21 protein-coding genes are annotated in these 21,974 nt (G+C 66.2%); 6 read left to right on the top strand and 15 right to left on the bottom strand.

Annotation, left to right across the window (positions count from 1 at the left end; translation table 11 throughout):
- Positions 1-113: 113 nt before the first annotated feature.
- Positions 114-1,616 carry an IMP dehydrogenase gene (guaB, locus tag VLI63_RS05480; RefSeq protein ID WP_185201675.1) on the bottom strand — a complete coding sequence of 501 codons (1,503 nt, stop codon included), beginning with the start codon at positions 1,614-1,616 and terminating at the stop codon, positions 114-116.
- A 239-nt stretch (positions 1,617-1,855) separates the two neighbouring features.
- On the opposite strand from guaB, the gene VLI63_RS05485 reads away from it, so the two are divergent.
- Genes VLI63_RS05485 through VLI63_RS05500 form a run of 4 tightly spaced genes read left to right on the top strand, consistent with a single transcriptional unit; the run spans position 1,856 to position 5,951 of the window.
- A complete protein-coding gene (locus VLI63_RS05485; protein ID WP_409155894.1) occupies positions 1,856-3,235 on the top strand; it encodes a branched-chain amino acid ABC transporter permease in 1,380 nt (459 codons plus the stop codon).
- 16 nt (positions 3,236-3,251) lie between these two features.
- Positions 3,252-4,226: a branched-chain amino acid ABC transporter permease gene (locus tag VLI63_RS05490; RefSeq protein ID WP_185201676.1), complete on the top strand. Its 975-nt coding sequence runs from the start codon at positions 3,252-3,254 to the stop codon at positions 4,224-4,226.
- Positions 4,207-5,205 carry an ABC transporter ATP-binding protein gene (locus VLI63_RS05495; RefSeq protein WP_409155895.1) on the top strand — a complete coding sequence of 333 codons (999 nt, stop codon included), beginning with the start codon at positions 4,207-4,209 and terminating at the stop codon, positions 5,203-5,205. Before VLI63_RS05490 ends, VLI63_RS05495 begins: the two co-directional genes overlap by 20 nt.
- Positions 5,202-5,951: an ABC transporter ATP-binding protein gene (locus tag VLI63_RS05500; RefSeq protein WP_185201678.1), complete on the top strand. Its 750-nt coding sequence runs from the start codon at positions 5,202-5,204 to the stop codon at positions 5,949-5,951. Before VLI63_RS05495 ends, VLI63_RS05500 begins: the two co-directional genes overlap by 4 nt.
- Before the next feature lie 687 nt (positions 5,952-6,638).
- Here VLI63_RS05500 and VLI63_RS05505 read toward each other — a convergent pair.
- From VLI63_RS05505 to groES, 4 genes are all read right to left on the bottom strand, one after another.
- Positions 6,639-7,910, bottom strand: coding sequence for an ABC transporter substrate-binding protein (locus VLI63_RS05505; RefSeq protein ID WP_409155896.1), 1,272 nt, complete (start codon positions 7,908-7,910; stop codon positions 6,639-6,641).
- A gap of 212 nt (positions 7,911-8,122) precedes the next feature.
- Positions 8,123-9,385, bottom strand: a complete 1,263-nt coding sequence (locus VLI63_RS05510) for an ABC transporter substrate-binding protein (RefSeq protein WP_409155897.1) — start codon at positions 9,383-9,385, stop codon at positions 8,123-8,125.
- Positions 9,386-9,430: 45 nt separating this feature from the next.
- Positions 9,431-10,366 carry an EamA family transporter RarD gene (rarD, locus tag VLI63_RS05515; protein ID WP_409155898.1) on the bottom strand — a complete coding sequence of 312 codons (936 nt, stop codon included), beginning with the start codon at positions 10,364-10,366 and terminating at the stop codon, positions 9,431-9,433.
- A gap of 74 nt (positions 10,367-10,440) precedes the next feature.
- Positions 10,441-10,737 (bottom strand): co-chaperone GroES, encoded by a 297-nt coding sequence (gene groES / locus VLI63_RS05520; RefSeq protein ID WP_185201682.1) that lies wholly within the window; start codon positions 10,735-10,737, stop codon positions 10,441-10,443.
- 135 nt (positions 10,738-10,872) lie between these two features.
- Between groES and VLI63_RS05525 the strand changes: the two genes are divergently transcribed.
- On the top strand, positions 10,873-12,072 hold the full coding sequence (locus tag VLI63_RS05525; protein WP_409155899.1) for a THUMP-like domain-containing protein: 1,200 nt from the start codon (positions 10,873-10,875) through the stop codon (positions 12,070-12,072).
- An 84-nt stretch (positions 12,073-12,156) separates the two neighbouring features.
- Here the strand turns inward: VLI63_RS05525 and VLI63_RS05530 are convergent, their stop codons facing one another.
- From VLI63_RS05530 to glmS, 8 genes are all read right to left on the bottom strand, one after another.
- Positions 12,157-12,609, bottom strand: coding sequence for a hypothetical protein (locus VLI63_RS05530; RefSeq protein WP_409155900.1), 453 nt, complete (start codon positions 12,607-12,609; stop codon positions 12,157-12,159).
- Positions 12,610-12,708: 99 nt separating this feature from the next.
- Positions 12,709-13,761, bottom strand: a complete 1,053-nt coding sequence (tsaD, locus tag VLI63_RS05535; RefSeq protein ID WP_409155901.1) for a tRNA (adenosine(37)-N6)-threonylcarbamoyltransferase complex transferase subunit TsaD — start codon at positions 13,759-13,761, stop codon at positions 12,709-12,711.
- Positions 13,758-14,249 (bottom strand): ribosomal protein S18-alanine N-acetyltransferase, encoded by a 492-nt coding sequence (gene rimI, locus VLI63_RS05540; protein WP_354574428.1) that lies wholly within the window; start codon positions 14,247-14,249, stop codon positions 13,758-13,760. Before rimI ends, tsaD begins: the two co-directional genes overlap by 4 nt.
- A complete protein-coding gene (gene tsaB, locus VLI63_RS05545; RefSeq protein ID WP_409155902.1) occupies positions 14,250-14,882 on the bottom strand; it encodes a tRNA (adenosine(37)-N6)-threonylcarbamoyltransferase complex dimerization subunit type 1 TsaB in 633 nt (210 codons plus the stop codon).
- Positions 14,882-15,361 (bottom strand): tRNA (adenosine(37)-N6)-threonylcarbamoyltransferase complex ATPase subunit type 1 TsaE, encoded by a 480-nt coding sequence (tsaE, locus tag VLI63_RS05550; protein WP_409155903.1) that lies wholly within the window; start codon positions 15,359-15,361, stop codon positions 14,882-14,884. The genes tsaB and tsaE overlap by 1 nt, the downstream gene beginning before the upstream one ends.
- Entirely contained in the window at positions 15,345-16,454 is a 1,110-nt protein-coding gene (gene alr / locus VLI63_RS05555) for an alanine racemase (protein ID WP_409155904.1), read from the bottom strand. The genes tsaE and alr overlap by 17 nt, the downstream gene beginning before the upstream one ends.
- Entirely contained in the window at positions 16,451-16,828 is a 378-nt protein-coding gene (locus tag VLI63_RS05560) for a holo-ACP synthase (RefSeq protein ID WP_409155905.1), read from the bottom strand. The genes alr and VLI63_RS05560 overlap by 4 nt, the downstream gene beginning before the upstream one ends.
- A gap of 31 nt (positions 16,829-16,859) precedes the next feature.
- Positions 16,860-18,716 (bottom strand): glutamine--fructose-6-phosphate transaminase (isomerizing), encoded by a 1,857-nt coding sequence (glmS, locus tag VLI63_RS05565; protein ID WP_409155906.1) that lies wholly within the window; start codon positions 18,714-18,716, stop codon positions 16,860-16,862.
- Positions 18,717-18,795: 79 nt separating this feature from the next.
- Here glmS and coaA point away from each other — a divergent pair, with 79 nt between their 5' ends.
- Positions 18,796-19,761: a type I pantothenate kinase gene (coaA, locus tag VLI63_RS05570; protein ID WP_409155907.1), complete on the top strand. Its 966-nt coding sequence runs from the start codon at positions 18,796-18,798 to the stop codon at positions 19,759-19,761.
- Between the two features lie 547 nt (positions 19,762-20,308).
- Here the strand turns inward: coaA and glmM are convergent.
- Positions 20,309-21,670 (bottom strand): phosphoglucosamine mutase, encoded by a 1,362-nt coding sequence (gene glmM, locus VLI63_RS05575; protein WP_409155908.1) that lies wholly within the window; start codon positions 21,668-21,670, stop codon positions 20,309-20,311.
- Between the two features lie 24 nt (positions 21,671-21,694).
- On the bottom strand, positions 21,695-21,974 hold a 280-nt coding region (gene rpsI / locus VLI63_RS05580; RefSeq protein ID WP_409155909.1), incomplete at its 5' end, for a 30S ribosomal protein S9.

Raw genomic sequence — 21,974 nt, forward strand, 5'->3', positions numbered from 1 at the left:
GGAGGGCGACACGAATCCGTCCACGAGGTCGGTATGACTCCGGGAAGGGGCATATCCCCCGCCGCGGGTTCCATCGCGACCGAGTTCGGGCCCGCGACCGCGCGCGCCCCGCGTCAGCGCGAGTAGTTCGGTGCTTCCACCGTCATCTGGATGTCGTGAGGGTGCGACTCTTTCAGCCCCGCCGCGGTGATCCGCACGAACTTACCCTTGGCCTTCAGCTCCGGGATGGTGCGAGCGCCGGTGTAGAACATCGACTGGCGCAGGCCTCCGAGCAGCTGGTAGGCCACGGCCGACAGCGGGCCACGGTAGGGCACCTGGCCCTCGATCCCCTCCGGGATGAGCTTGTCGTCGGAGGGCACGTCGGCCTGGAAGTAGCGATCCTTCGAGTAGGAGGTCTTCTCTCCGCGGCTCTGCAGCGCGCCGAGGGATCCCATGCCGCGGTACTTCTTGTACTGCTTGCCGTTCACGAAGACCAGGTCGCCCGGGCTTTCGTCACAGCCGGCGAGCAGCGACCCGAGCATCACGGTGTCGGCTCCGGCGACGAGGGCCTTGGCGATGTCACCCGAGTACTGCAGCCCTCCGTCGGCGATCACCGGGATGCCCGTCTCACGCGCCGCGAGGGAGGCCTCGTAGACCGCGGTCACCTGCGGCACCCCGACGCCGGCCACCACACGAGTGGTGCAGATCGAGCCGGGACCGACGCCCACCTTGATGGCGTCCGCACCGGCATCCACGAGCGCCTGCGCGCCGCCACGGGTCGCCACGTTGCCGCCGATGATGTCCACGTGACGGGCGACCGGGTCGCTCTTCAGCCGACGGATGATGTCGATCACCCCCGCGCTGTCCCCGTTCGCTGTGTCGACCACCAGGGCGTCAACCCCGGCGTCGATGAGCAGCATCGCGCGCTGCCAGGCGTCACCGAAGAAACCGATGGCCGCGCCGACGCGCAAGCGACCGTTCTCGTCTTTCGTGGCCTGCGGATACTTCTCCGACTTGTCGAAGTCCTTCACCGTGATCAGACCGCGCAGGCGGCCGGATGCGTCGATGAGGGGCAGCTTCTCGATCTTGTGCTGGGCGAAGATGGCGACCGCGTCATCCGGGTCGATTCCCTCGGGCGCGGTGATCAGGGGGGTGCGGGTCATCACGTCACGCACGAAGGTAGTCGCCTTCTCGAACGGCGAGACGAAGCGCATGTCGCGGTTGGTGATGATGCCGACGAGCGTGCCGTCGCCTTCGACGACCGGAAGGCCGGAGACCCGGAACTGGCCACACAGGGCATCCACCTCTGCGACGGTCGCGTCGGGGGTGGTCGTCACCGGGTTCGTGATCATCCCGGATTCGCTGCGCTTCACCCGATCGACCTGCTCGGCCTGGTCGGCGAGGGAGAGATTCCGGTGCAGCACACCGAAACCCCCCTGGCGCGCTATGGCGATGGCCATGCGTGATTCCGTCACGGTGTCCATCGCGGAGGAGAGCAGCGGAGCGGCGACGGTGATGCGGCGACTCAGTCGGGCAGTGGTGTCCGCTTCACTCGGGATGACGTCGGTATGGCCCGGAAGCAGCATCACGTCGTCGTAGGTGAGCCCGATGAAACCGAAGGGATCCGGCTGATCCATGAAGTCCTCATTTTTCGCGCGAGTTGGTGGTGAAAATTCCCGGGGTACGACGATGGATTCCGGTAAGCAATGTTAACCGGTTAGACCTTGCGGCTATTCCACGGCCATAATGGGCCAACCACAGATTGTGTCCCTGACGAAACATGGGGGACACAATCCGCCAGTAACGTCAACGACGACGTACGCCAGAACGGCCCGGGAACCCCTTTGTTCCGGCTGGCGCTCGTCTTGGAGGATTCGTGACACTCGTACCCAGTGCCCGCCCACAGCGAACACGCTGGCTGATCGGCATCGCAGCGGTGCTGCTCGCCGTCTTCGCGTTCTCAGCCAGCCCGGCGTTACTGACCGCGGCGAATGCGGCCACGACCACTCCGGTCGACCCCGCGACCGCGAAACAATCGATGCAGATCTGGGTGCGGCTCGACTCGGACAAGACCGGCGTTCCGAACGTCAGCGTCAACGTCACCGGAAAGAGTGGATTCGACGAAACCGTCGTCACGGGTCCTGACGGCAAGGTGCTCGTCGGCTTCGCCAAGTCCGGCACCTACACCGTCACCGTGGACGAGAAGTCGTTGCCGGCGAACGCTGGCTTCCCCAATCTCAACCCGAGAAAGGTGGATGTCTTCGCCCAGGGCATTGAGGTTCCTGCTTACTTCCTCGTCTCCCCCTCGAACCCCGCCATCGGCAGCACTCCCGCGCCGGGCCCCAGTGACGGCATCTCCAACGAGTCCAGCGCCCAGTTCTGGAGCGTCTTCTGGTCGAAGGTCGTCACCGGGCTCATCTTCGGGTTGCTTCTCGCCCTCGCGGCGATCGGCCTCTCCCTCATCTACGGCACCACAGGGCTCAACAACTTCGCCCACGGCGAACTCGTCACCTTCGGCGCCCTCATGGCCTATACCTTCAGCGGTATCCTGCACTGGCCGGCCTGGATCGCGATCATCATCGCGGTGGTTCTCGGCGGCGCGTTCGGCTGGGTGCAGAACGCCGGGCTGTGGGCACCGTTGCGCAAGCGCAACCTCGGGCTCATCCCGCTGATGATCGTGACGATCGGCCTCTCCCTGGCCCTCCGCTACATCTTCGTGTTCTTCTGGGGAGCCGACCGCCTCACCCTCCCCAACTCCACCAAGCCCTTCCTGGTGGTCGGGGCGATCAGCCTCAAATTCACGGATGTCGCGGGCGCGGTCGTGGCGATCGTGCTCCTGCTCGCTGTGGCTTACGTGCTGCTGCGCACCAAGATCGGAAAGGCGACCCGCGCGGTGGCCGACAACCGCTCGCTCGCCGCGGCATCCGGTATCGACGTCGAAGGCGTCATCCGCACCGTATGGATCGGTGGAGCGGCACTCGCGGCCCTCTCCGGCGTCTTCGTCGGGTACTACCAGTCCCTGCGCTGGGACACGGGCGCCTCGATCTTGCTCCTGATCTTCGCCGCAGTCACCCTCGGTGGCCTCGGCACCGCGTTCGGGGCCCTCATCGGTTCCATCGTGATCGGCGTCTTCATCAATGTGTCGACAGTCTGGCTTCCGGAGAACCTGAAGTACGTGGCCGCCCTGGTGGTCATGATCCTCATCCTCCTCTTCCGCCCACAGGGCATCCTCGGTCGACGAGACCGCATCGGTTAAGGGAGCGAAATACATCATGGATTACAACTTCATCCCCCTCTCGTTCGGCGAACTGTTCTCGCCGACAACCGCGGCCTACGCGCTGGCGACGATCGGTCTCGCCGTGCACTTCGGCTTCACCGGTCTGCTCAACTTCGGCCAGGCCGGCTTCATGGCCATCGGTGGTTACGCCTTCGCCATCACCTCGGTGAAGTGGCACTGGCCGCTCTACGGCTCGGTGCTCGCCACGATCGTGGCTGCGACGATCTTCGCCCTCATCCTCGGGATCCCCACGCTGAGACTCAGGGCGGACTATCTGAGTATCGTGACGATCGCCGCCGCGGAGATCATCCGACTATCGGTGAAGACACCGGAGTTCTCGAGTGTCACCGGCGGCTCCGAGGGAATCAACGGGTCGGCGATCACCTTCAACGCCACCAACCCGCTCCCCGAGGGCAGATTCGGCTTCGGGGTGCTCACCTATTCGTCCGACCAATGGTGGGTGCGAATAGTCGGCTGGGCGCTCGTCGCTCTCGCCGCCCTCCTGGTGTTCCTGCTCATCCGCAGCCCCTGGGGCCGTGTGATCCGTGGAATCCGTGAAGACGAGGATGCCGTGCGCAGCCTCGGTAAGAACGTCTACTCCTACAAGATGCAGGCCCTCGTGCTCGGTGGCGTGTTCGGTGGACTGGCCGGTGCACTCTTCATCCTGCCGCGGTCGCTGCAGCCCGATAACTACGGCACGCAACTCACCTTCTTCCTGTACACGATCCTGCTGCTCGGAGGAGCGGCGACGGTCTTCGGGCCCATCATCGGGTCGATCATCTTCTGGGTGACGCTGTCGCTCTCAGATGGGCTGCTCAGCCTCGGGGTGAATGCTCATGTCATCCCGATCTCCTCGATCCAGCAGGGACCGATCCGATTCGTCATCGTCGGTGTCGCCCTCATGATCCTGGTGATCTTCCGACCACAGGGAATTTTCGGCAAGAAGAAGGATGCACAGTTCAGTGTCTAATCGAACTCCCACCGCAGAACTCGTTGCCGGCCCCGCGGTGCCCGGTGTAGCCAAGATCGACCCGATCCTCATCGCCGACAAGGTGAGCCGCCACTTCGGCGGACTCATGGCCGTGGAGGTGGATCACCTCGAGATTCCTCGTGGTGCCATCACCGCGCTCATCGGTCCGAACGGTGCCGGCAAGACCACCTTCTTCAACCTGCTCACCGGATTCGACAAGCCGAACACCGGTACCTGGAACTTCGGCGGAAAGAACCTCGCCCGCATGCCCGCCTTCCGCGTCTCGCGGCTCGGGATGGTGCGCACCTTCCAGCTGACCAAGGCGCTCGGCCGACTCACGGTACTCGAGAACATGCTGCTCGGCGCGAAGGAGCAGGGTGGCGAGAACCTCTTCGTCGCACTGATCCGTCCGTTCTGGCGCAAGCGTGAGGATGCCATCACCGAGCGCGCGATGTCGCTGCTGGCGAAGTTCAAGCTCGACACCAAGTCCGAGGACTACGCGGCAAGCCTCTCCGGCGGCCAGCGCAAGCTGCTCGAAATGGCCCGTGCGCTCATGAGCGAGCCGGAGATGGTGATGCTCGACGAGCCGATGGCCGGGGTCAACCCGGCGCTGACGCAGTCCCTGCTTCACCACATCCAGGATCTGAAGGCCGAGGGCATGACGGTGCTGTTCGTCGAGCACGACATGCACATGGTCAACGAGATCGCGGACTGGGTTGTCGTGATGGCCGAGGGCCGCATCGTCGCCGAGGGCCCTCCGGGCGTGGTGATGAACGACCAGGCCGTGATCGACGCCTATCTCGGGGCACATCACGAGACCGACCTCGGAACCCTCACGGGCCAGATGGAGATCGCCGAGGGAATGGAGTCCGACCTCGTCAAGGACGAGATCGAGTCCGACCTGGCGGCGGAACACTCTGCGAACGACGCAGCCACGCCGACCGCAGGCACCCCCGACGCAAAGGCGGACGACAAATGAGCGAGATCGTACTCGAGACCACGGATCTGGTGGCCGGCTACCTGCCCGGCGTCAACATCCTGAACGGCTGCAATGTTCACGTCGGAAAGGGCGAGCTCGTCGGCATCATCGGCCCGAACGGCGCCGGGAAGTCGACACTGCTGAAGGCGATCTTCGGCCAGGTGAACATCCGCAGCGGAAGCGTCATGCTCAAGGGGGACAACATCACCGGGCTCAAGGCCGACAAACTCGTCTCCAAGGGCGTGGGCATGGTGCCGCAGAACAACAACGTCTTCCCCAGCCTGACCATCGAAGAGAACCTGCAGATGGGCATCTACCAGGAGCCCAAGATGTACAAGCCGAGGCTGGACTTCGTCACGAGCCTCTTCCCCGAGCTCGGCAAGCGCCTCAAACAGCGGGCCGGATCGCTCTCCGGCGGGGAGCGCCAGATGGTGGCGATGTCCCGCGCGCTCATGATGGAACCGAGCGTTCTGCTTCTCGACGAGCCGAGCGCCGGGCTCTCCCCGGTGCGCCAGGACGAGACCTTCATCAACGTGGCCGCCATCAACCGCGCCGGCGTCTCGATCATGATCGTGGAGCAGAACGCACGGCGCGCCCTGCAGATCTGCGACCGCGGCTACGTGCTCGACCAGGGGACGGATGCCTACACCGGCACCGGCCGCGACCTCATGAAGGACCCGAAGGTCATCGAGCTCTATCTCGGAACCCTCGCGGCCGACCAGGAGAAGTCGAAGGCCGCCAGCTAAGACTGTCTTACAGGCGCGGGTGGACGAGAGTCCGCCCGCGCTTTTGTGTCTACCGGAGTAGGCGCAAGGCGGTTTGAGGGGGTTCGCGGGGCCGTTCGCGCGGCGGGGCGGGCCACCGGGCGCTCTCCGGTCCGATGTCCAGTCACCGAGATGCCACTTTCGGTCGTAACAACTGTCCGGGAAGAACCGTTATGGGCAACTCGAGGTTGTGGTGCGCTCGGCGGGCAACGGGCAGATCGACCCTGGAGTTGTTGCGGGCTGGCGACACCCACAGGTCGCAACATCTCCCGAGTCGATGCGCGGCCGTCGACAGCAGCGAGCTGCGGATGCAGCTGCGGACGCAGCTGCGGATGCGAGGGGCCGAGCCGGGCGAGGGGCCGAGCCAGGCGAGGCTGCGACCGCGCCGGAAGCCCCTGTGTGGCCCGCAGATCCCCCAGCGTCCACGCCCGACCCCGCGGCGCTACGCGGCCCCGCACGGTCACCACACGCCCCACACAGCCCCCACATGCCTCGCGGAACCCCGCCTCAGCCCAATCTCGCCACCTACGGCCCCCGCACGCCGTGCAGCCCCCACCCGCGCCACCAGTCGCCTCCGCCGTCCCCGCGCACCGGGCCTACCTGCACCCACACGCACGAAGGGGCCCGACCTCTCGGCCAGACCCCTTCGCATAGCTGAGCTAGCGGCAGTTACAGCTTGCCGTAGACCTGCTGCTCGAACGCGTTGGTGTTACCCGTCGCGTACTTGTAGATCGAGACGTACGCCTCGGTCGGGTCGCCGTTCTTGTCGAACGTGATCGGACCGGAGAGACCGTCGTAGTTGATGTCCTTCTTGTCGGCGATCAGCTTGGCGCAGTCGGCGTAGGTCGTGCACTTCGTTCCCTTTTCAGAGACCGACTGCAGGTTCGCCTTGATGGTCGCACCATCGGTCGCGCCACCCTGGAGAGCCGCGAGAGCTGAAAGCACTACGGCGTCGTAGGTCTCTGCCGCGTAGCTGAAGACACCGAGTTCGGACGCCCCCTGCTTCTTGACGAGAGCCTGGAGGTCGGCCTGGAATTTCTTCGTCGCCTCGACGCCGGGGTTGGTGAACTGTGCGCCGGCGATGTCGACATTGGTGTCTTTCGCGCCGATGACTCCGTAGTTACCGTCCGTGCCGTAGAACTTCTTGAAGTCGAAGCCCTTCGCCGCGAGCTGCTCCGCGATCGTCTTGATCTCGTCGAACGAGATCACCACGAGAGCGTCGGGGCTGGTCGCGAGCAGCGAGGTGATCGCACTGTTGAAGTCGGTGGACGCCGGCTCGAAGATCTCTTCACCGGCGATGGTTGCTCCGCCAGCGGTGAGGGCCTTCTTGACGTTGGACTCGAGGCCCGTTCCATATGCGTCGTTCATGTACAGGATGGCGACCTTGGTCGCGCCGTCCTTCAGGATCTTGTTGCCGAGGATGCGGCCCTGGAGAACGTCGGACGGGGCGGTGCGCCAGTAGTAGCCGTCATCCGCGTAGTTGGTGAAGTCCGGAGAGGTGTTCGCACCGGAGATCTGAACGACACCGGCCTGGGTGACCTGGTCGATGAAGGTCTTCGAGACGCCAGAGGAGGCTGCCCCGATGATGACCGAGACACCATCGGCCAGGAGCGCCGTCGCCGACTGGGTAGCGATGTCGGTGGTCGTGTCACCCGAGTCCTTGTGGGTGACGGAGATCTTGAGCCCCGCCTTGGCCGCATTGATGTCCTGAACGGCGAGATCGGCCCCGGCGATCTCGGGCGGGCCGAGGACCGCGAGGGTTCCGGTCTGCGGGAGAATACTGCCGATTTTGAGGCTCAGGTCCTTGCCGCCAGAGGTGGTGCTGCCCGTCGATGCGCAGGCGCTGAGAAGAAGCGCGCTGACACCGAGGATCGCGATACCGCTGATGGTGGACTTGAGGGCCCGTGAGCGGGAGGCCTTAGCCTTCGCGAAAACGCTCATGATGCTCCTTGCGTTGAGTTGTGATGAGGACGTGACAATACGGGGTACTGCACTGCTATCGAAGGTATTGCCCCGGAGGTCCCGAAACAATACGTGCGTGTTACAGCCACGTAACACGGCCGAATCGTTACTTTCCGTTACGTCGAGATCGTTCTCCGGTCGAAAAGCTCCGTTTTCGGCGCGACGCACGCCGTCTTCTGCCGAGAGCGGCGTCAGCCGGCCAGGATGTCTCCGACCCGCGCGAAGCGGCCCGCGGGGTCATAGCGGTAGAGCCCGAAGTGCGCGGGACTCGTATCGCCGTTGGCGTCGAATGTGGTGGCCCCCGAGATCCCGTCGTAGTCGATGTCGGAAGAGGTCTTCAACACATCGACACACTCGCGGTAGGTAGTGCACTCGATTCCCCCGGCGGACACCTCGCGCAGGTGGGACGCGATCGCCGCGCCGCTCGCATCGGTGGCGACCGTCGCCGCGAGGGCGGCGAGAATCGTGGCGTCGTAGGACTCCTCGGCGTACTGAAGGTCGGTGACCGCCGGTGCGAGGGCCGCGACCCGCGCGGCGAAGGCGGGAGTCGGCTGCGCCCCCTCGAGGATGCCGTTCACGCCTGCCAGGGTGCCGGCCGGCACAGCCTGGGAGTAGTCCGCGGTGTTCTGTCCGGTCAGCCAGAGCTTCGGCCCGCCGAATCCCGCCCCCGTGAGCTGGGTGATCATCGCCGTGTTCTGCGCCAGTGCACTGAACGGGCTCACGAAGACGACGTCGTCTGGTTTCGAGCTCTTCACCGCGGCGATGACGGGCGCCAGGTCCTTCGTTGCCGCATCGATCTTCTGCACGCCCACCACGCCTCCGGATGCCGCGAGCGCTGCCCGCATCGTGCCGAGTACCGCCCGGCCCATGTCGTCATCGAAGTACACGATCGCGATGCGGGCTTTCCCCCCTCCGATTGTCTTCGCGAGGGCGTCCCCTTCGAGCGAGGCAGAGCCGATCGTGCGGAAGAAATAGCCACCGGATGCCACCGAACTCAGGCGAACCGAGGTGGCGGCGGGCGAGATCATCGGCAGCTTCGCCGCGACGAGCTTCGGGATGACCCGTTCGGCCAACACCGATGACGACGGCCCGATCAGCACATCCGCCTTCGCGGTCACGAGCTCGGAGATCGACGCCTCGATCGTCGCAGTGGACACATCGCCGGAGTCGCGTGCGAGCACTTCCACGGGCTTGCCGAGCACGCCACCGGCATCGTTGATCTCCTTGACGGCTACGGCGACTCCCCCGGCCTGCGCGCCGCCGAGGTAGGACTGCGTGCCGGTGCTGGGGAAGAGTGTGCCGATGCGCAGTACACCGTCGCCGGAAGGTGCCGCGGTCGAGGATGCCGTCGGGGCCGGTGGATCGGGCGTCGGGGTTGCGACAGAGCAGGACACGAGCGCAAGGCTGAGCATGACTCCTGAGACGGCAGCCGGAAGCGTTCGGGAGCGCGACATGATGGCCCTTCGGGTAGATCGGGTATGTCGAACCCTACAGTTCGGTCACTGGGCCGGCAGCGAGGCGCGACGGGCCCGGGGCGCCGAGACGAAGATGTCGACGGTGAGGATCGTGAGCGCCACCCAGACGAGGGCGAATCCGATCCAGCGCGCGGGCGGCATGTCCTCCCCCAGCACGAAGGCGCCCACCACGAACTGGAGCACCGGCGCCAGGTATTGGGTGAGTCCGAGGTAGACGAGAGGCAGTCGTCGCGCGGCGGCCGCGAAGAGCAGAAGCGGAACCGCGGTGACGACCCCGGCGCTCACCAGGAGAAGCGTGTGGGCGAGGCTCACGGTGCCGAAGGTGAGCCCGGCGCTGCTGCCGACGACCGCAAGCTGCACGATGGCGACCGGTGCGAGCCAGGCCGTTTCGAGCGTGAGACCGCTCACGGCATCCACGGCTGGGCCCACGCGCTTCTTGATGAGCCCGTACAGCCCGAAGGAGAAGGCGAGCACGAGTGAGATCCACGGCAATGCCCCGTAGTTGAATGCGAGCACCACGACCGCAACGAGGCTCGTGCCCACGGCGATCCACTGCGCAATCCGCAACTTCTCACGCAGGAAGATCACCCCGAGCAGAACCGTGACGATGGGATTGATGAAGTAGCCGAGGGATGCCTCGATCACCTTGCCATCGAGCGTCGCGAAGACGTAGACCTGCCAGTTGACGAAGATGAAGACCGCGGCGAGCCCCATCGTGAAGACGATGCGCGGCTGGCGCAGGATCGCGACGAGCGCCGGCCATTTGCGCGTGACGGTGATGATGATCGCGCAGAACACCAGGGAGAAGAGGATGCGCAGGCCGACGATCTCGAACGCGCCAGAGGGCTGAAGCAGCAGGAAGTAGAGCGGCAGGATGCCCCAGAGCGCATAGGCCGCGACGGCCATCACCACACCCGATCGTTCCGCGGACTGTTCGGGGGATCGCGAGCTGGGCATCATGGGGATGTTACGGCACAAAAGAGAAAGGGCCCATTCCGAGATGATCGGAATGGGCCCTTCGTGAAGAAGTGGTCTTAGTGCGTGACGACCGCGAGCACGTCGCGAGCCGACAGCACGAGCAGGTCTTCCCCGCCGTACTTGACCTCGGTTCCACCGTACTTGGAGTAGATGACCTTGTCGCCGACGGCGATGTCGAGGGGGATGCGGTTGCCGTTGTCGTCGATGCGACCCGGTCCTACCGCGACGACCTCGCCCTCCTGGGGCTTCTCCTTCGCGGTGTCCGGGATGACGAGACCGGATGCAGTGGTCTGCTCGGCTTCGACCTGCTTGATGACAATGCGATCTTCGAGCGGCTTGATGGAGACTGCCACGGTTGACCTCTTTCTTGAAGTACTTCGAAATCTGGAGGGTTAGCACCCTCCTGAGGAGAGTGCCAGATGTAGCTTAGCCGCGCGTTAGCACTCCTGCAAGGTGAGTGCCAATCGACGGCTTGGTACGGTGGGTCGATGGATTCCTCAGAGCTCGTCGAACTGCTCTCCAGTGATGGCCTGAGGCTGCTGGATTCGCTGCCCCAATGGCAGTCGAACTCGGATCTGTTGAAGACCGTGAACGACCTCCGTCGGGCCGGCCACTCTCCCGGCCTCGTGGCAGCGGTGCTCAGCCAGTCGAAGCTGCGCGCAAAGGCAGCGGCCAAGTTCGGGCCTTTCGCCGGGCGGATGCTCTTCACCGAGGCCGGGCTCGAGCAGTCGACCCGTCTGCGGGTAGCCGCCCTTCATGCCGGGCGGTTCCAGGCCGCAGGGCTCCTGCGCATCGCCGACCTGGGCAGCGGGATCGGGGGCGACGCGCTCGCGCTCGCCTCGCTGGATCTCGAAGTGACCGCCGTCGAACTCGATGAGGTGACCGCGGCGATCGCCGCCTACAACCTCGCACTCTGGCCGAATGCCACCGTCGAGCACGCCGACGTGACCACCTTCGATCTCGAGGGCTTCGACGGGGTCTACCTCGACCCCGCCCGACGCACCGCCGGCCACCAGAACACCTCCCGCCTCTCGGACCCCGCCGACTATTCGCCGACGCTCGATTTCGCCTTCGGTATCGCGGACCGGCTGCCCACCGGAATCAAACTCGGACCCGGGATCGACCGCGACCTCATCCCGCCAGAGGCTGAGGCGCAGTGGGTGTCCGTCGATCGCGACGTGGTCGAGCTCGGGCTCTGGTTCGGCAGCCTCGCGCGCCCGGGCATCCGCCGCTCCGCGCTCGTGATCGGCGAGCACGGCACCGCGGAGCTCGCCTCCACCGGCGACAGCACGGATGTCGAGACCGGCACGCTCGGCAGCTACCTGTACGAGCCCGATGGGGCGGTCATCCGCTCCCGACTGATCGGCGACCTCGGCCGGCGCATCGGCGCGACCATGCTGAGCGACGGCATCGCCTACCTCACCTCTGAGACCGCGATCGAGACGCCTTTTGCCGCGTGCTTCCGTGTGGTCGAGACCTTCCCGCTTGACGAACGTCGGCTGAAGAAGGAGCTGGCTGCACGGGGCATCGGTTCGCTCGAGATCAAGAAGCGCGGAGTGGATGTCGATCCAGCGGCTTTCCGGCGCAAGCTCTCCCTCCACGGCCCGCAGTCCGCGACACTGGTGCTCACCCGCGTGGCGGGTCGGCACACCGCTCTCCTGTGCGAGCGAGTCACCTTCCGCGACTGATGACTCGGCACCCCGGCATCGGCCGGTAGCCGACAAAGGGCCCGTCCCCGAAGGAGACGGACCCTGACGGTCGAAAGCGTGCGACTAGTAGTTGTTCGAGTCGAAGGCGCCGTTGGCGCCACCGATGGCGAAGAGGGCGATCCAGCCGATGAGGGCGATGATCGCAATGACCAGGCCGACGATTCCGGTGATGATCGCGGTCATCCAGAATCCCTTGGCCGGCAGACCTTCGCGCTTGCGACCGAGGATTCCGAGCACCAGCGCGGCGCCGGGGATGAAGAGCTGCAGCACCGACCCGACGATCGGGATGAAGACGACCCAGAAACCGAGAAGACCGACGATTCCCGCGATCATTCCGATGAGGCTGAGGGTCTTCTTGGGGCCGACGACACCCGTAGCGGCATAGGCGGGAGGGGCAGTCGTGTAGCCGTCCCCGGCCGGAGGAGCCGGCGGCATCACGGGAGGCGCGACGGGCGGAGTCACGGGCGAGGCTGGCGGCGGTACCGGCGGCACGGCGCCGTTGTCGGGGTCAGTCATGGTTGCTCCTTTGAGAACGTTGTCTGGGTCAGGCGATTCACAGCATTTCACCGCCGTGGTGGCATGTCAAACAGCGTTGCGGTGAGCCCGGCGCTCGAGTCAGGCTTGGATGACCGTGACCGGCAAGGTGGAGTCGGCCCCGAACGACAGGGCGGAAGGCCCGTGGCCGGCCTCGATCAGCCTTGCCGCGATGGCCGCGATCATCGCTCCGTTATCGGTGCAGAGGGCCAGCGGGGGGATCCGCAGCTCGATTCCCGCAGCCGCACAGCGCTCCGCCGCGACCTCTCGAACCCGGGCGTTGGCGACGACTCCGCCGCCGAGCAGCAGCCGCGGTACGCCGAGGTCCCGGCAGGCCGCGACCGCCTTCGTGAGCAGCACATCGGTGACCGCCTCACGGAAGCTCGCCGCGACATCCGCCACGGGCACCTCTTCGCCCGCATCACGCTTCTGCTCCACCCAGCGCGCCACGGCGGTCTTGAGCCCCGAGAAGGAGAAGTCGTAGCGATGCTTCGCCATGTCTTTGGGTTGGCTGAGCCCGCGCGGGAAACGGATCGCCTTCGGGTCACCGCCCATCGCCACCCGATCGATCTGCGGGCCACCGGGATAGGGCAGCCCGAGCAGACGAGCCACCTTGTCGAAAGCCTCGCCGGCGGCATCGTCGATGGTCTCGCCGAGAAGTTCGACATCGGAGATCAGGTCGCGCACGTGCAACAACGACGTGTGACCACCCGACACCAGCAGTGCGATGGTCGGAAGCTCGATGTCCGTGCCGTCGTCTCGCAGAACATCGGCACCCACATGCCCCACGAGGTGATTGATGGCGTAGAGCGGCTTGTCGAGGGCGACAGCGAGCGCCTTTGCCGCTCCGACACCCACCATGAGGGCACCGGAAAGGCCCGGCCCGCTGGTCACGGCGATGGCGTCGAGCTCGGCGAGCGTCACTCCGGCCCCGGCGAGCGCCGCCGTCAGGGCCGGAGTCAGCGCCTCGAGGTGGGCACGGGCGGCGATCTCGGGCACGACTCCCCCGTAGCGGGCGTGCTCGTCCATCGAGGAGGCGATCACGTTGGCGAGCAGGGTCGTGCCGCGGACGATGCCGATCCCGGTCTCATCACAGCTCGTCTCGATGCCCAGCACGAGAGGGCCGCCGGTCACTGTCCGACCGCCGGTCGAGTGACGGGCTCTGGCACGTCGAGCCGCATCACGATCGCATCCACGCCGTCCGGTTGGTAATAGCCCACCCGCACCGCTATCTCCTCGAATCCGAGACTGTCGTAGAGGCGTTTGGGACCAGGATTGTCTGCGCGCACCTCGAGGAACACTTCTTTCGCGCCGCGCTTGCGTGCCTCGCCGATCAGCGCGTTCATCAGCGCTCGACCGAGCCCTCCCCGGCGAGCGGTCTCTGCCACGGCTATGGTCTGGATGTCTCCCTCGAGGGCACCTCGGGGGGCGAACAGCCCGGCGTAACCGTCGAGCTCTCCCGGGAATCCCAGCCTGTCGGCCACGAGGTAATAGCACTGCGGATTGCGCAGATCGCTGAGCATCGCGTCACTCGACCAGGCGTCGGTGCCGAATGTGCCGGTCTCGAGCTCCATGATGCGGGCGAGGTCTTCCGTCGTCGCGACACGCAGTTGCCAGCTCACTCAGCTCACCCGCTTCGGACCGGCCGAGACCGTGGCATCCGGTGCCCGCAGGTAGAGCGCCTCAGCACCGGCGAAGGCACGCTTGTGCAGGAACAGGCCCTCGGCGAGCAGACCGGCGGATGCGGCGGACACCTCGGCCGCATCGATCCGCTCGTAGTCCTCATAATCCGCCACCGCCAGGGACAGCTCATCGGGGCGGCACAGTCCCGGTTCCTGCGCGCGCACCGGAAGTCCTACCGAATCGACGCCGGAGTAGGCGGAGAAGTAGACCTCGCGTCGACGGGCGTCCGTGACGACGAGCAGCGGGCCCGTATTGCCCGCCGCGAAGTGACCCCAGGCGACCGCATCGTGGCTCACCACACGCACGAGCGGACGGGACGCCCCGAAGGCGAAAGCCTGGGCGGCGGCGATCCCCACCCGCAGGCCGGTGAACGGACCAGGGCCCATGCCCGCGGTGACTCCGGAGAGCTGGTCGATCGCAATGCCGGACCGCTCGATCGCGAACAGGATCGCTTCGCCGATCACCTCGGCATGGCGCCGGGTGTCGGAATCGTTCACTTCCGAGAGGATGCCTCGGTCCCGGTCGACCACGGCGACACTCGTCCCGGCGGAGGTGTCGATGGCGAGCAGCATCAGTCCAGCCTAAGGTCGCGCCAGCGTGCGCCGTGCCCGGTGATGGTGACGATCCGCGGCTCCACCGGTTCGTCCCCGTCCGCGACGTCGGCACCCGCGCCGGTCGGCCGGCGGATGTCGATCTCGATCCAGTGTTCGGCGACACCGTCCAGCATCCCGGCCGCCCATTCGACCACCACGATCGACGCCGACCAGTCGATGTCGAGATCATCGAGCTCGGCCGCACTACCGAGCCGGTAGGCGTCCACGTGCACGAGGGGGGCGCCTTCGACGAGCCGCCGATGCGTGCGAGCGAGCACGAAGGTGGGACTCGTCACCGATCCCCGCACACCGAGCTGTTCGCCGAGACCACGGGTGAAGGTGGTCTTCCCGGCCCCCAACTCGCCGTTGAGCGCAACCAGGTCGCCGGCCTTCAGCTCGAGGGCGAGACGGGCCCCGAGCTCGGCCATGTGTTCCGGGGTGTCAATCTCTAGCTGCATAGGTCCACTCGATCCGGCCGCCGAGGCGCGTGACGATCTCATAGTTGATGGTGTCGGCGGCTCGTGCCCAGTCGTCCACGGACGGCACCCCGGTCCCGGGATCCCCGAACAGCACCGCGCGGTCGCCCACCGCGACCTCGTCGTCGCCCACGTCCACCACGAACTGGTCCATCGCGACGCGGCCGGCGACCCGGTACTGGCGACCGTTGATGGACACCGGTCCGCGCCCCGATGCCTGGCGAGGGATGCCGTCGCCGTACCCGAGGGGCACGAGCGCAAGGCTCGTCTCGACGGGCGTGCGGTAGTCGAAGCCGTACGACACGCCGGTGCCCGCCGGGGCGCGCTTCACGGAGACGATGCCCGCGCTCAATTCGAGCGCCGGACGGAGCCCGAGATCGGCGGAGCTCGCGTCGTCGAAAGGTGAAAGGCCGTAGGTGCCGATTCCCACCCGCACCAGGCCGAATCGCGCGGAGGGCACCCTGAGCGCTCCGGCGGTCGCGGCGAGATGGCGCAGTTCGGGAGTGAGCCCTGCCGACAGCGCATCGGCGATCGCCCGCTCGAAGGCCGCGACCTGGGCGAGATCCTCCCCCTCTCCGGCATTGGCGAGATGACTCCAGAGCCCGCGCACCCTCAGCCGCCCGGCACGCTCGTGCTCGGCGGCCGCCTCGAACAGCGGGCGCCAGTCGGACTCCACGGCGCCGTTGCGACCAAGGCCGGTGTCCACCTTGAGCTGCACGGAGGCGGTGCCCGCAGCATCCGCCACCCGGTCGAGCTGCTGGAGGTAGTGCACTCCGAGGTCGATGTCTGCGGCGATGGCGTCGTCGAAACCGGCTTCGGGGCCGTGCAACCAGGCGAGGATCGGCGCATCGATGCCCGCCGCGCGCAACTCGAGCGCCTCGGCGATGTCCACGACGCCGAGCCAGTCCGTGCCGGCGGCGATCGCTGCGCGCGAGACGGCCACGGCACCGTGGCCGTAGGCGCGCGACTTGACGACGGTCATGAGCCGAGCATCCCCGATGTTGCCGCGCAGCACGCGGATGTTGTGGGCCACCGCGTCGAGATCGACACGCGCCTCGCGAAGCGGCCGGCTCATGAAGCGCCCGGACCCTCGGCGATCACGTAGGCGATCGCGACCCCGGCATCGTGGCTCATCGACAGGTGGATGGCGGAGATCCCCCGCGCCGCGACGATGTCGGCGAGAGAGTTGTAGACCTCGATCGAGGGATTACGAAGGCCATCCGAGACGACGGCCATGTCGTGCCAGCGCACCCCGGTGGAATCGCCGATCGCCTTGATGACGGCCTCCTTCGCCGCGAACCGCGCGGCCATGGAGCTGAGCGATCTTCTGGCCTCCCCGTCCCACTGTTCGCTCTCGGCGAACAAGCGGGTGAGAACTCCCGGTGTTCGGGTGGTGGCGCGCTCGAAACGGGCGAGATCGACGACATCCACACCGATGCCGATGATCATTCCGATGCCTCCCGGGTGTTACTCGAGCGAGTTACTCGACCGTGACCGACTTAGCCAGGTTGCGGGGCTGGTCCACGTCGAGCCCCTTGGCCGCGGCGAGTTCCATTGCGAAGATCTGCAGTGGCGCAACGGCGAGCAGCGGCTCGAACAGCGTGGAGGCGAGCGGGATGCGGATCACGGTGTCGGCATAGGGCAGCACCGAGACATCCCCCTCTTCGGCGATGGCGAGGATGCGAGCACCGCGGGCGCGGATCTCCTGGATGTTCGACACGACCTTGGGATGCAGCGAATCCTTCGCGCGCGGGCTCGGCACGATGACGAAGACGGGCTGGCCCGGCTCGATGAGCGCGATCGGACCGTGCTTGAGTTCACCGGCCGCGAAACCCTCCGCATGGATGTAGGCGAGCTCCTTGAGCTTGAGCGCGCCCTCGAGCGCCACGGGGTATCCCGCGTGACGGCCGAGGAAGAGCACGGAACGGGTGTCCGTCATCCAGCCCGCAAGCTGGGTGATCGCGTCGTGCTGCTCGAGCACGGTCGCGAGCTGGTCGGGCAACGCCTGGAGCTCGTCGAGCAGGCCCGCGATCTCTACCGCAGAGAGCGTCTGGCGCACGCGGGCGACGTGCAGGCCGAAGAGATACAGCGCGGCGACCTGAGCGACGAAGGCCTTGGTGGATGCCACGGCCACCTCCGGTCCGGCGTGCGTGTAGATCACGGCGTCGGATTCACGGGCGATGGTGGCGCCCTGGGTGTTGCAGATCGAGAGCGTCTTCGCCCCGGCCGCAACCGCATACTTCACGGCCATCAGGGTGTCCATGGTCTCACCCGACTGGCTGATCGACACGACGAGAGTGCGGGCGTCGATCACCGGATCGCGGTAGCGGAACTCGTGCGAGAGTTCGACATCCACGGGGATGCGTGCCCACTTCTCGATCGCGTATTTACCGAGCATCCCGGAATAGTTGGCCGTGCCGCAGCCGAGGATCACGATGCGGTCGATGTCCCGCAGGGCATCGTCGCCGAGGCTGTCGAGCTCGTGCAGTCGCACCGCTCCGTCGGCGATGCGGCCGAGCAGGGTCTTGGCGATAGCCTCCGGCTCCTCGCTGATCTCCTTGGCCATGAAGCTCGACCATCCACCCTTCTCGGCTGCAGAGGCATCCCAGGCGATCTCGAATTCTTCGGTCTCGACCGGGTTACCGAGGAAGTCGGTGACCGTGACGCTGTCGGCGGTGATGGTGACGAGCTGGTCCTGGCCGATCGCCATGGCGCGACGGGTGTGCTCGACGAAGGCCGCGACATCCGACCCGAGGAAGTTCTCGCCATCGCCGAGGCCGATCACCAGGGGCGAGTTCCTTCGGGCGCCGACGACGACTCCGGGCTGGTCTTTGTGGAGCACGAGCAGGGTGAACGCACCGTGCAGCCGATCGACCACGTTGCGAAGAGCGACAGCGAGGTCGCCCGTCTTCTGGTACTCGATTCCCACGAGCAGCGCCGCGACCTCGGTATCGGTCTCGCTGGTGAAGACGGTGTCGGGGTGGGATGCGAGAAGCTCGGCCTTGAGTTCGGCGAAGTTCTCGATGATTCCATTGTGGATGAGTGCGAGTTTGCCGTCATCCCCGAGGTGAGGGTGCGCATTCTGGTCGTTGGGGCCACCGTGGGTCGCCCACCGCGTGTGCCCGATGCCGGTGGCGCCGTTCGCCATCTCGCGGCCATCCAGATCGTCGATGAGTACCTGCAGCTTGCCCGCCCGCTTGCGCGTATGCAGCACGCCCTCTGGGTCGATCACGGCGATCCCCGCCGAGTCGTAGCCGCGGTATTCGAGTCGACGAAGGCCCCCCAGCAGTACTTCGATACTCTGGTTGCTGCCGACGTAGCCCACGATTCCACACATGAAACCCGATTTTACGGCACCGGCCGAGGCATATCCGCCGGGTCGTCGGCACACCGGGTCTCCGGTAGCCTGAATTCCTATGTCCGACAAGGCCCATTCCGCCGCGGCCCACTCGACGTCCGCCCACTCCACACCGTTCGTCGAAATCGAGCGTGCCGACTGGGCGGCCCTCGCGCCGACAACCGAGCTCCCGCTTTCGCCGACCGAGATCGTGGGTCTGCGCGGCCTCGGCGACCGCCTGGACCTGAGCGAGGTGACCGACGTCTACCTCCCTCTCAGCAAGCTCATCAGCCTCTACGCGGTGGGCGCTCGCCAACTCCATCGCGACACGAGTCGTTTTCTCGGGCGCGATTCGCCCGCAACGCCCTTTGTGATCGGGGTCGCTGGATCCGTCGCGGTCGGCAAGTCGACCAGCGCCCGGCTGCTGCGTGAGCTTCTCTCGCGCTGGGAGGACACCCCCCGCGTCGAGCTCGTGACCACCGACGGGTTCCTGCTTCCCAACGCGGAACTCGAACGGCGCGGCCTGATGGAGCGCAAGGGGTTCCCCGAGTCCTACGATCGCCGCGCGCTGCTCCGCTTCGTCACGAAGGTGAAGAGCGGAGCGGAGGAGGTGCGAGCCCCGTTCTATTCGCACCTCAGCTACGACATCATCCACGACGCCGAGATCGTGGTGCGGCGGCCGGACATCCTCATCGTCGAGGGCCTGAACGTGCTGCAGCCGCCGTCATCCGGGCACGGTCTGGCGATCAGCGACCTGTTCGACTTCACCGTCTATGTGGATGCTCGCACCTCCGACATCGCGCGCTGGTACGAGGAGCGATTCCTGAAGCTCCAGCAGGGCGCGTTCACCAACCCCAAGTCCTACTTCCACCGCTTCGCGAGCCTGAGCCACGAGGAGGCGGTGGCTCGCGCCGCCGATATCTGGAAGCGCATCAATGAGCCGAACCTGGTGCAGAATGTGCTTCCCACGCGCTCTCGGGCGGACCTCGTGCTGCGCAAGGGAGCGGATCACGCCGTGAACAGTGTTCTCTTGAGGAAGATCTAGCGGAGCCATCCACCACGGTGTCGGTTCGGGTGTGCGGCAGGCGACGGTCGAACAGTCACTCGATGTCGTCTCCTCCTCCGAAAAGAGCACCTATTGACGGCTGGGCGAGCCGGGGAGATACCCGACGCAGAGGTCTTCCCGCACGCCGGCACTTTTACCGCGGCGAAACGTCACCAACGGTCGCCTCTTTCGCGCGATCGAGCACATATTGACGGCCGGACACAGGTAGCCGGGAGACCGTGGCGGGGCGGGCGCTTTCTGCCACTGAGCGGATTCCTCGCGTAGACGCCGCCCGTGACGCCGACGCCGACCACGACCACGACCACGACCACGACCAAGCACGGTCAATCGCCACTAACTGTCGAAATCGTCGCGCGAGGGAGCACCTTTCGACGGCTCGGCACCACACCCTCTCGACCGACGGCAGCTAGCCCTACGGAGCCCTGCCACCGCACCATGCCCTGCGGCGAGCGGCGATCATCCGTCACTGACTGTCGCTCCCGCCCCGCGACGGGGCACTTACTGACGGGCGAGACCCCGGCAACGGTCAGCGAGCGAGCTGTTCCCGCACGACCTTAGCCAGCGACTCGGTGATCGCCTGGGCCGTCGCCTGGTCTTCCGCCTCTACCATCACCCGCACCATCGGTTCGGTACCGGACTTGCGCAGCAGCACCCGCCCGGTCTCGCCGAGGCGCGCCTCGGCGGCGCGAACCGCATCCGCGATCACCGTGTTCGTCGCCAGACCGTGGTGATCCACCCCGCGCACGTTGATCATGACCTGCGGATACACCGTCATCACCGCGGCGAGCTCCGCCAGCGACTTACCGGTGCGTGCCATCTCGGCGAGCAGGTGGAGTCCGGTGAGGATGCCGTCGCCGGTTGTCGCAAACTGGCTCATGATCACATGCCCGGACTGTTCACCCCCGAGGCTCAACTTCTTCTCGGTGAGAGTCTCGAGCACGTAGCGGTCGCCGACGGAGGTCTGCAACAGGGTGATGCCGTGCTCGGCCATCGCGACCTTGAGGCCGAGGTTAGACATCACCGTAGCGACGAGAGTGTCTTCCGCGAGCAGGCCGCGCTCCTTCATGGAGACCGCGAGGATCGCCATGATCTGGTCGCCGTCCACGATCTGGCCGAGGTGATCGACGGCGAGGCACCGATCCGCATCCCCGTCGTGGGCGATGCCAACATCGGCGCCGTGTTCGAGCACCGCGCGGGCGAGATTGTCGAGGTGGGTGGAGCCGACTCCCTCGTTGATGTTGTATCCATCGGGATCGGAACCGATCACCGTGACGGTGGCGCCCGCGTCAGTGAAGACCTCCGGGGAGATCCCGGCGGCGGCGCCATTGGCGCAGTCGAGCACCACATGGATGCCCTCGAGCCGGTGAGGGAGCGTCGAGAGCAGATGGAGCACGTAGCGATCTTCGGCATCCGCGAAACGACGGATGCGTCCGACCTCGACCCCGGTCGGAGCAAGCTTCTTCTCCGCAAGCGCGGCTTCGATGCGGTCTTCCACTTCATCGGGCAATTTCGTGCCGCCCACCGCGAAGAACTTGATCCCGTTATCGGGAGCCGCATTATGGGATGCCGAGATCACGACGCCGAAATCGGCCTTGATATCCGAGATCAGGAAGGCCGCAGCCGGTGTCGGGATGATTCCGGCGTCGAGAACATCGACGCCGGAACTGGCGAAACCGGCCATGACGGCCGCCGCGATGAACTCACCGGAGACCCGGGGATCGCGCGCGACGACGCCCACCGGCCGTCGCCCGGAGGCTCGACGACCGTCGGCGAATCGTCCTTTACCGAGCACCACGGAAGCGGCCTGGGCAAGCCCGACGGCCAGCTCTACCGTGATGACGTCGTTCGCTAGACCCCGAACGCCGTCGGTGCCGAAGAGGCGAGGCATAGAAAGCGGGTCAGTTGCAGCGCGTTAGCGCTTGGAGAACTGAGGCGCCTTACGTGCCTTCTTGAGTCCGGCCTTCTTGCGCTCCTTGACGCGAGCGTCACGGCTGAGGAAGCCGGCCTTCTTGAGGGCCGCACGGTTGTTCTCTTCATCGATCTGGTTGAGCGAACGCGAGATGCCGAGACGCAGAGCGCCGGCCTGGCCCGAGGGGCCACCACCGGTGATGCGGGCGATCACGTCGTAGCTGCCGAGCAGATCGAGGATCTTGAACGGGTCGTTGATGAGCTGCTGGTGCAGCTTGTTGGGG

The organism is Lacisediminihabitans sp. H27-G8 (assembly GCF_046156175.1).
In the GTDB taxonomy this organism is placed as follows: domain Bacteria; phylum Actinomycetota; class Actinomycetes; order Actinomycetales; family Microbacteriaceae; genus Lacisediminihabitans.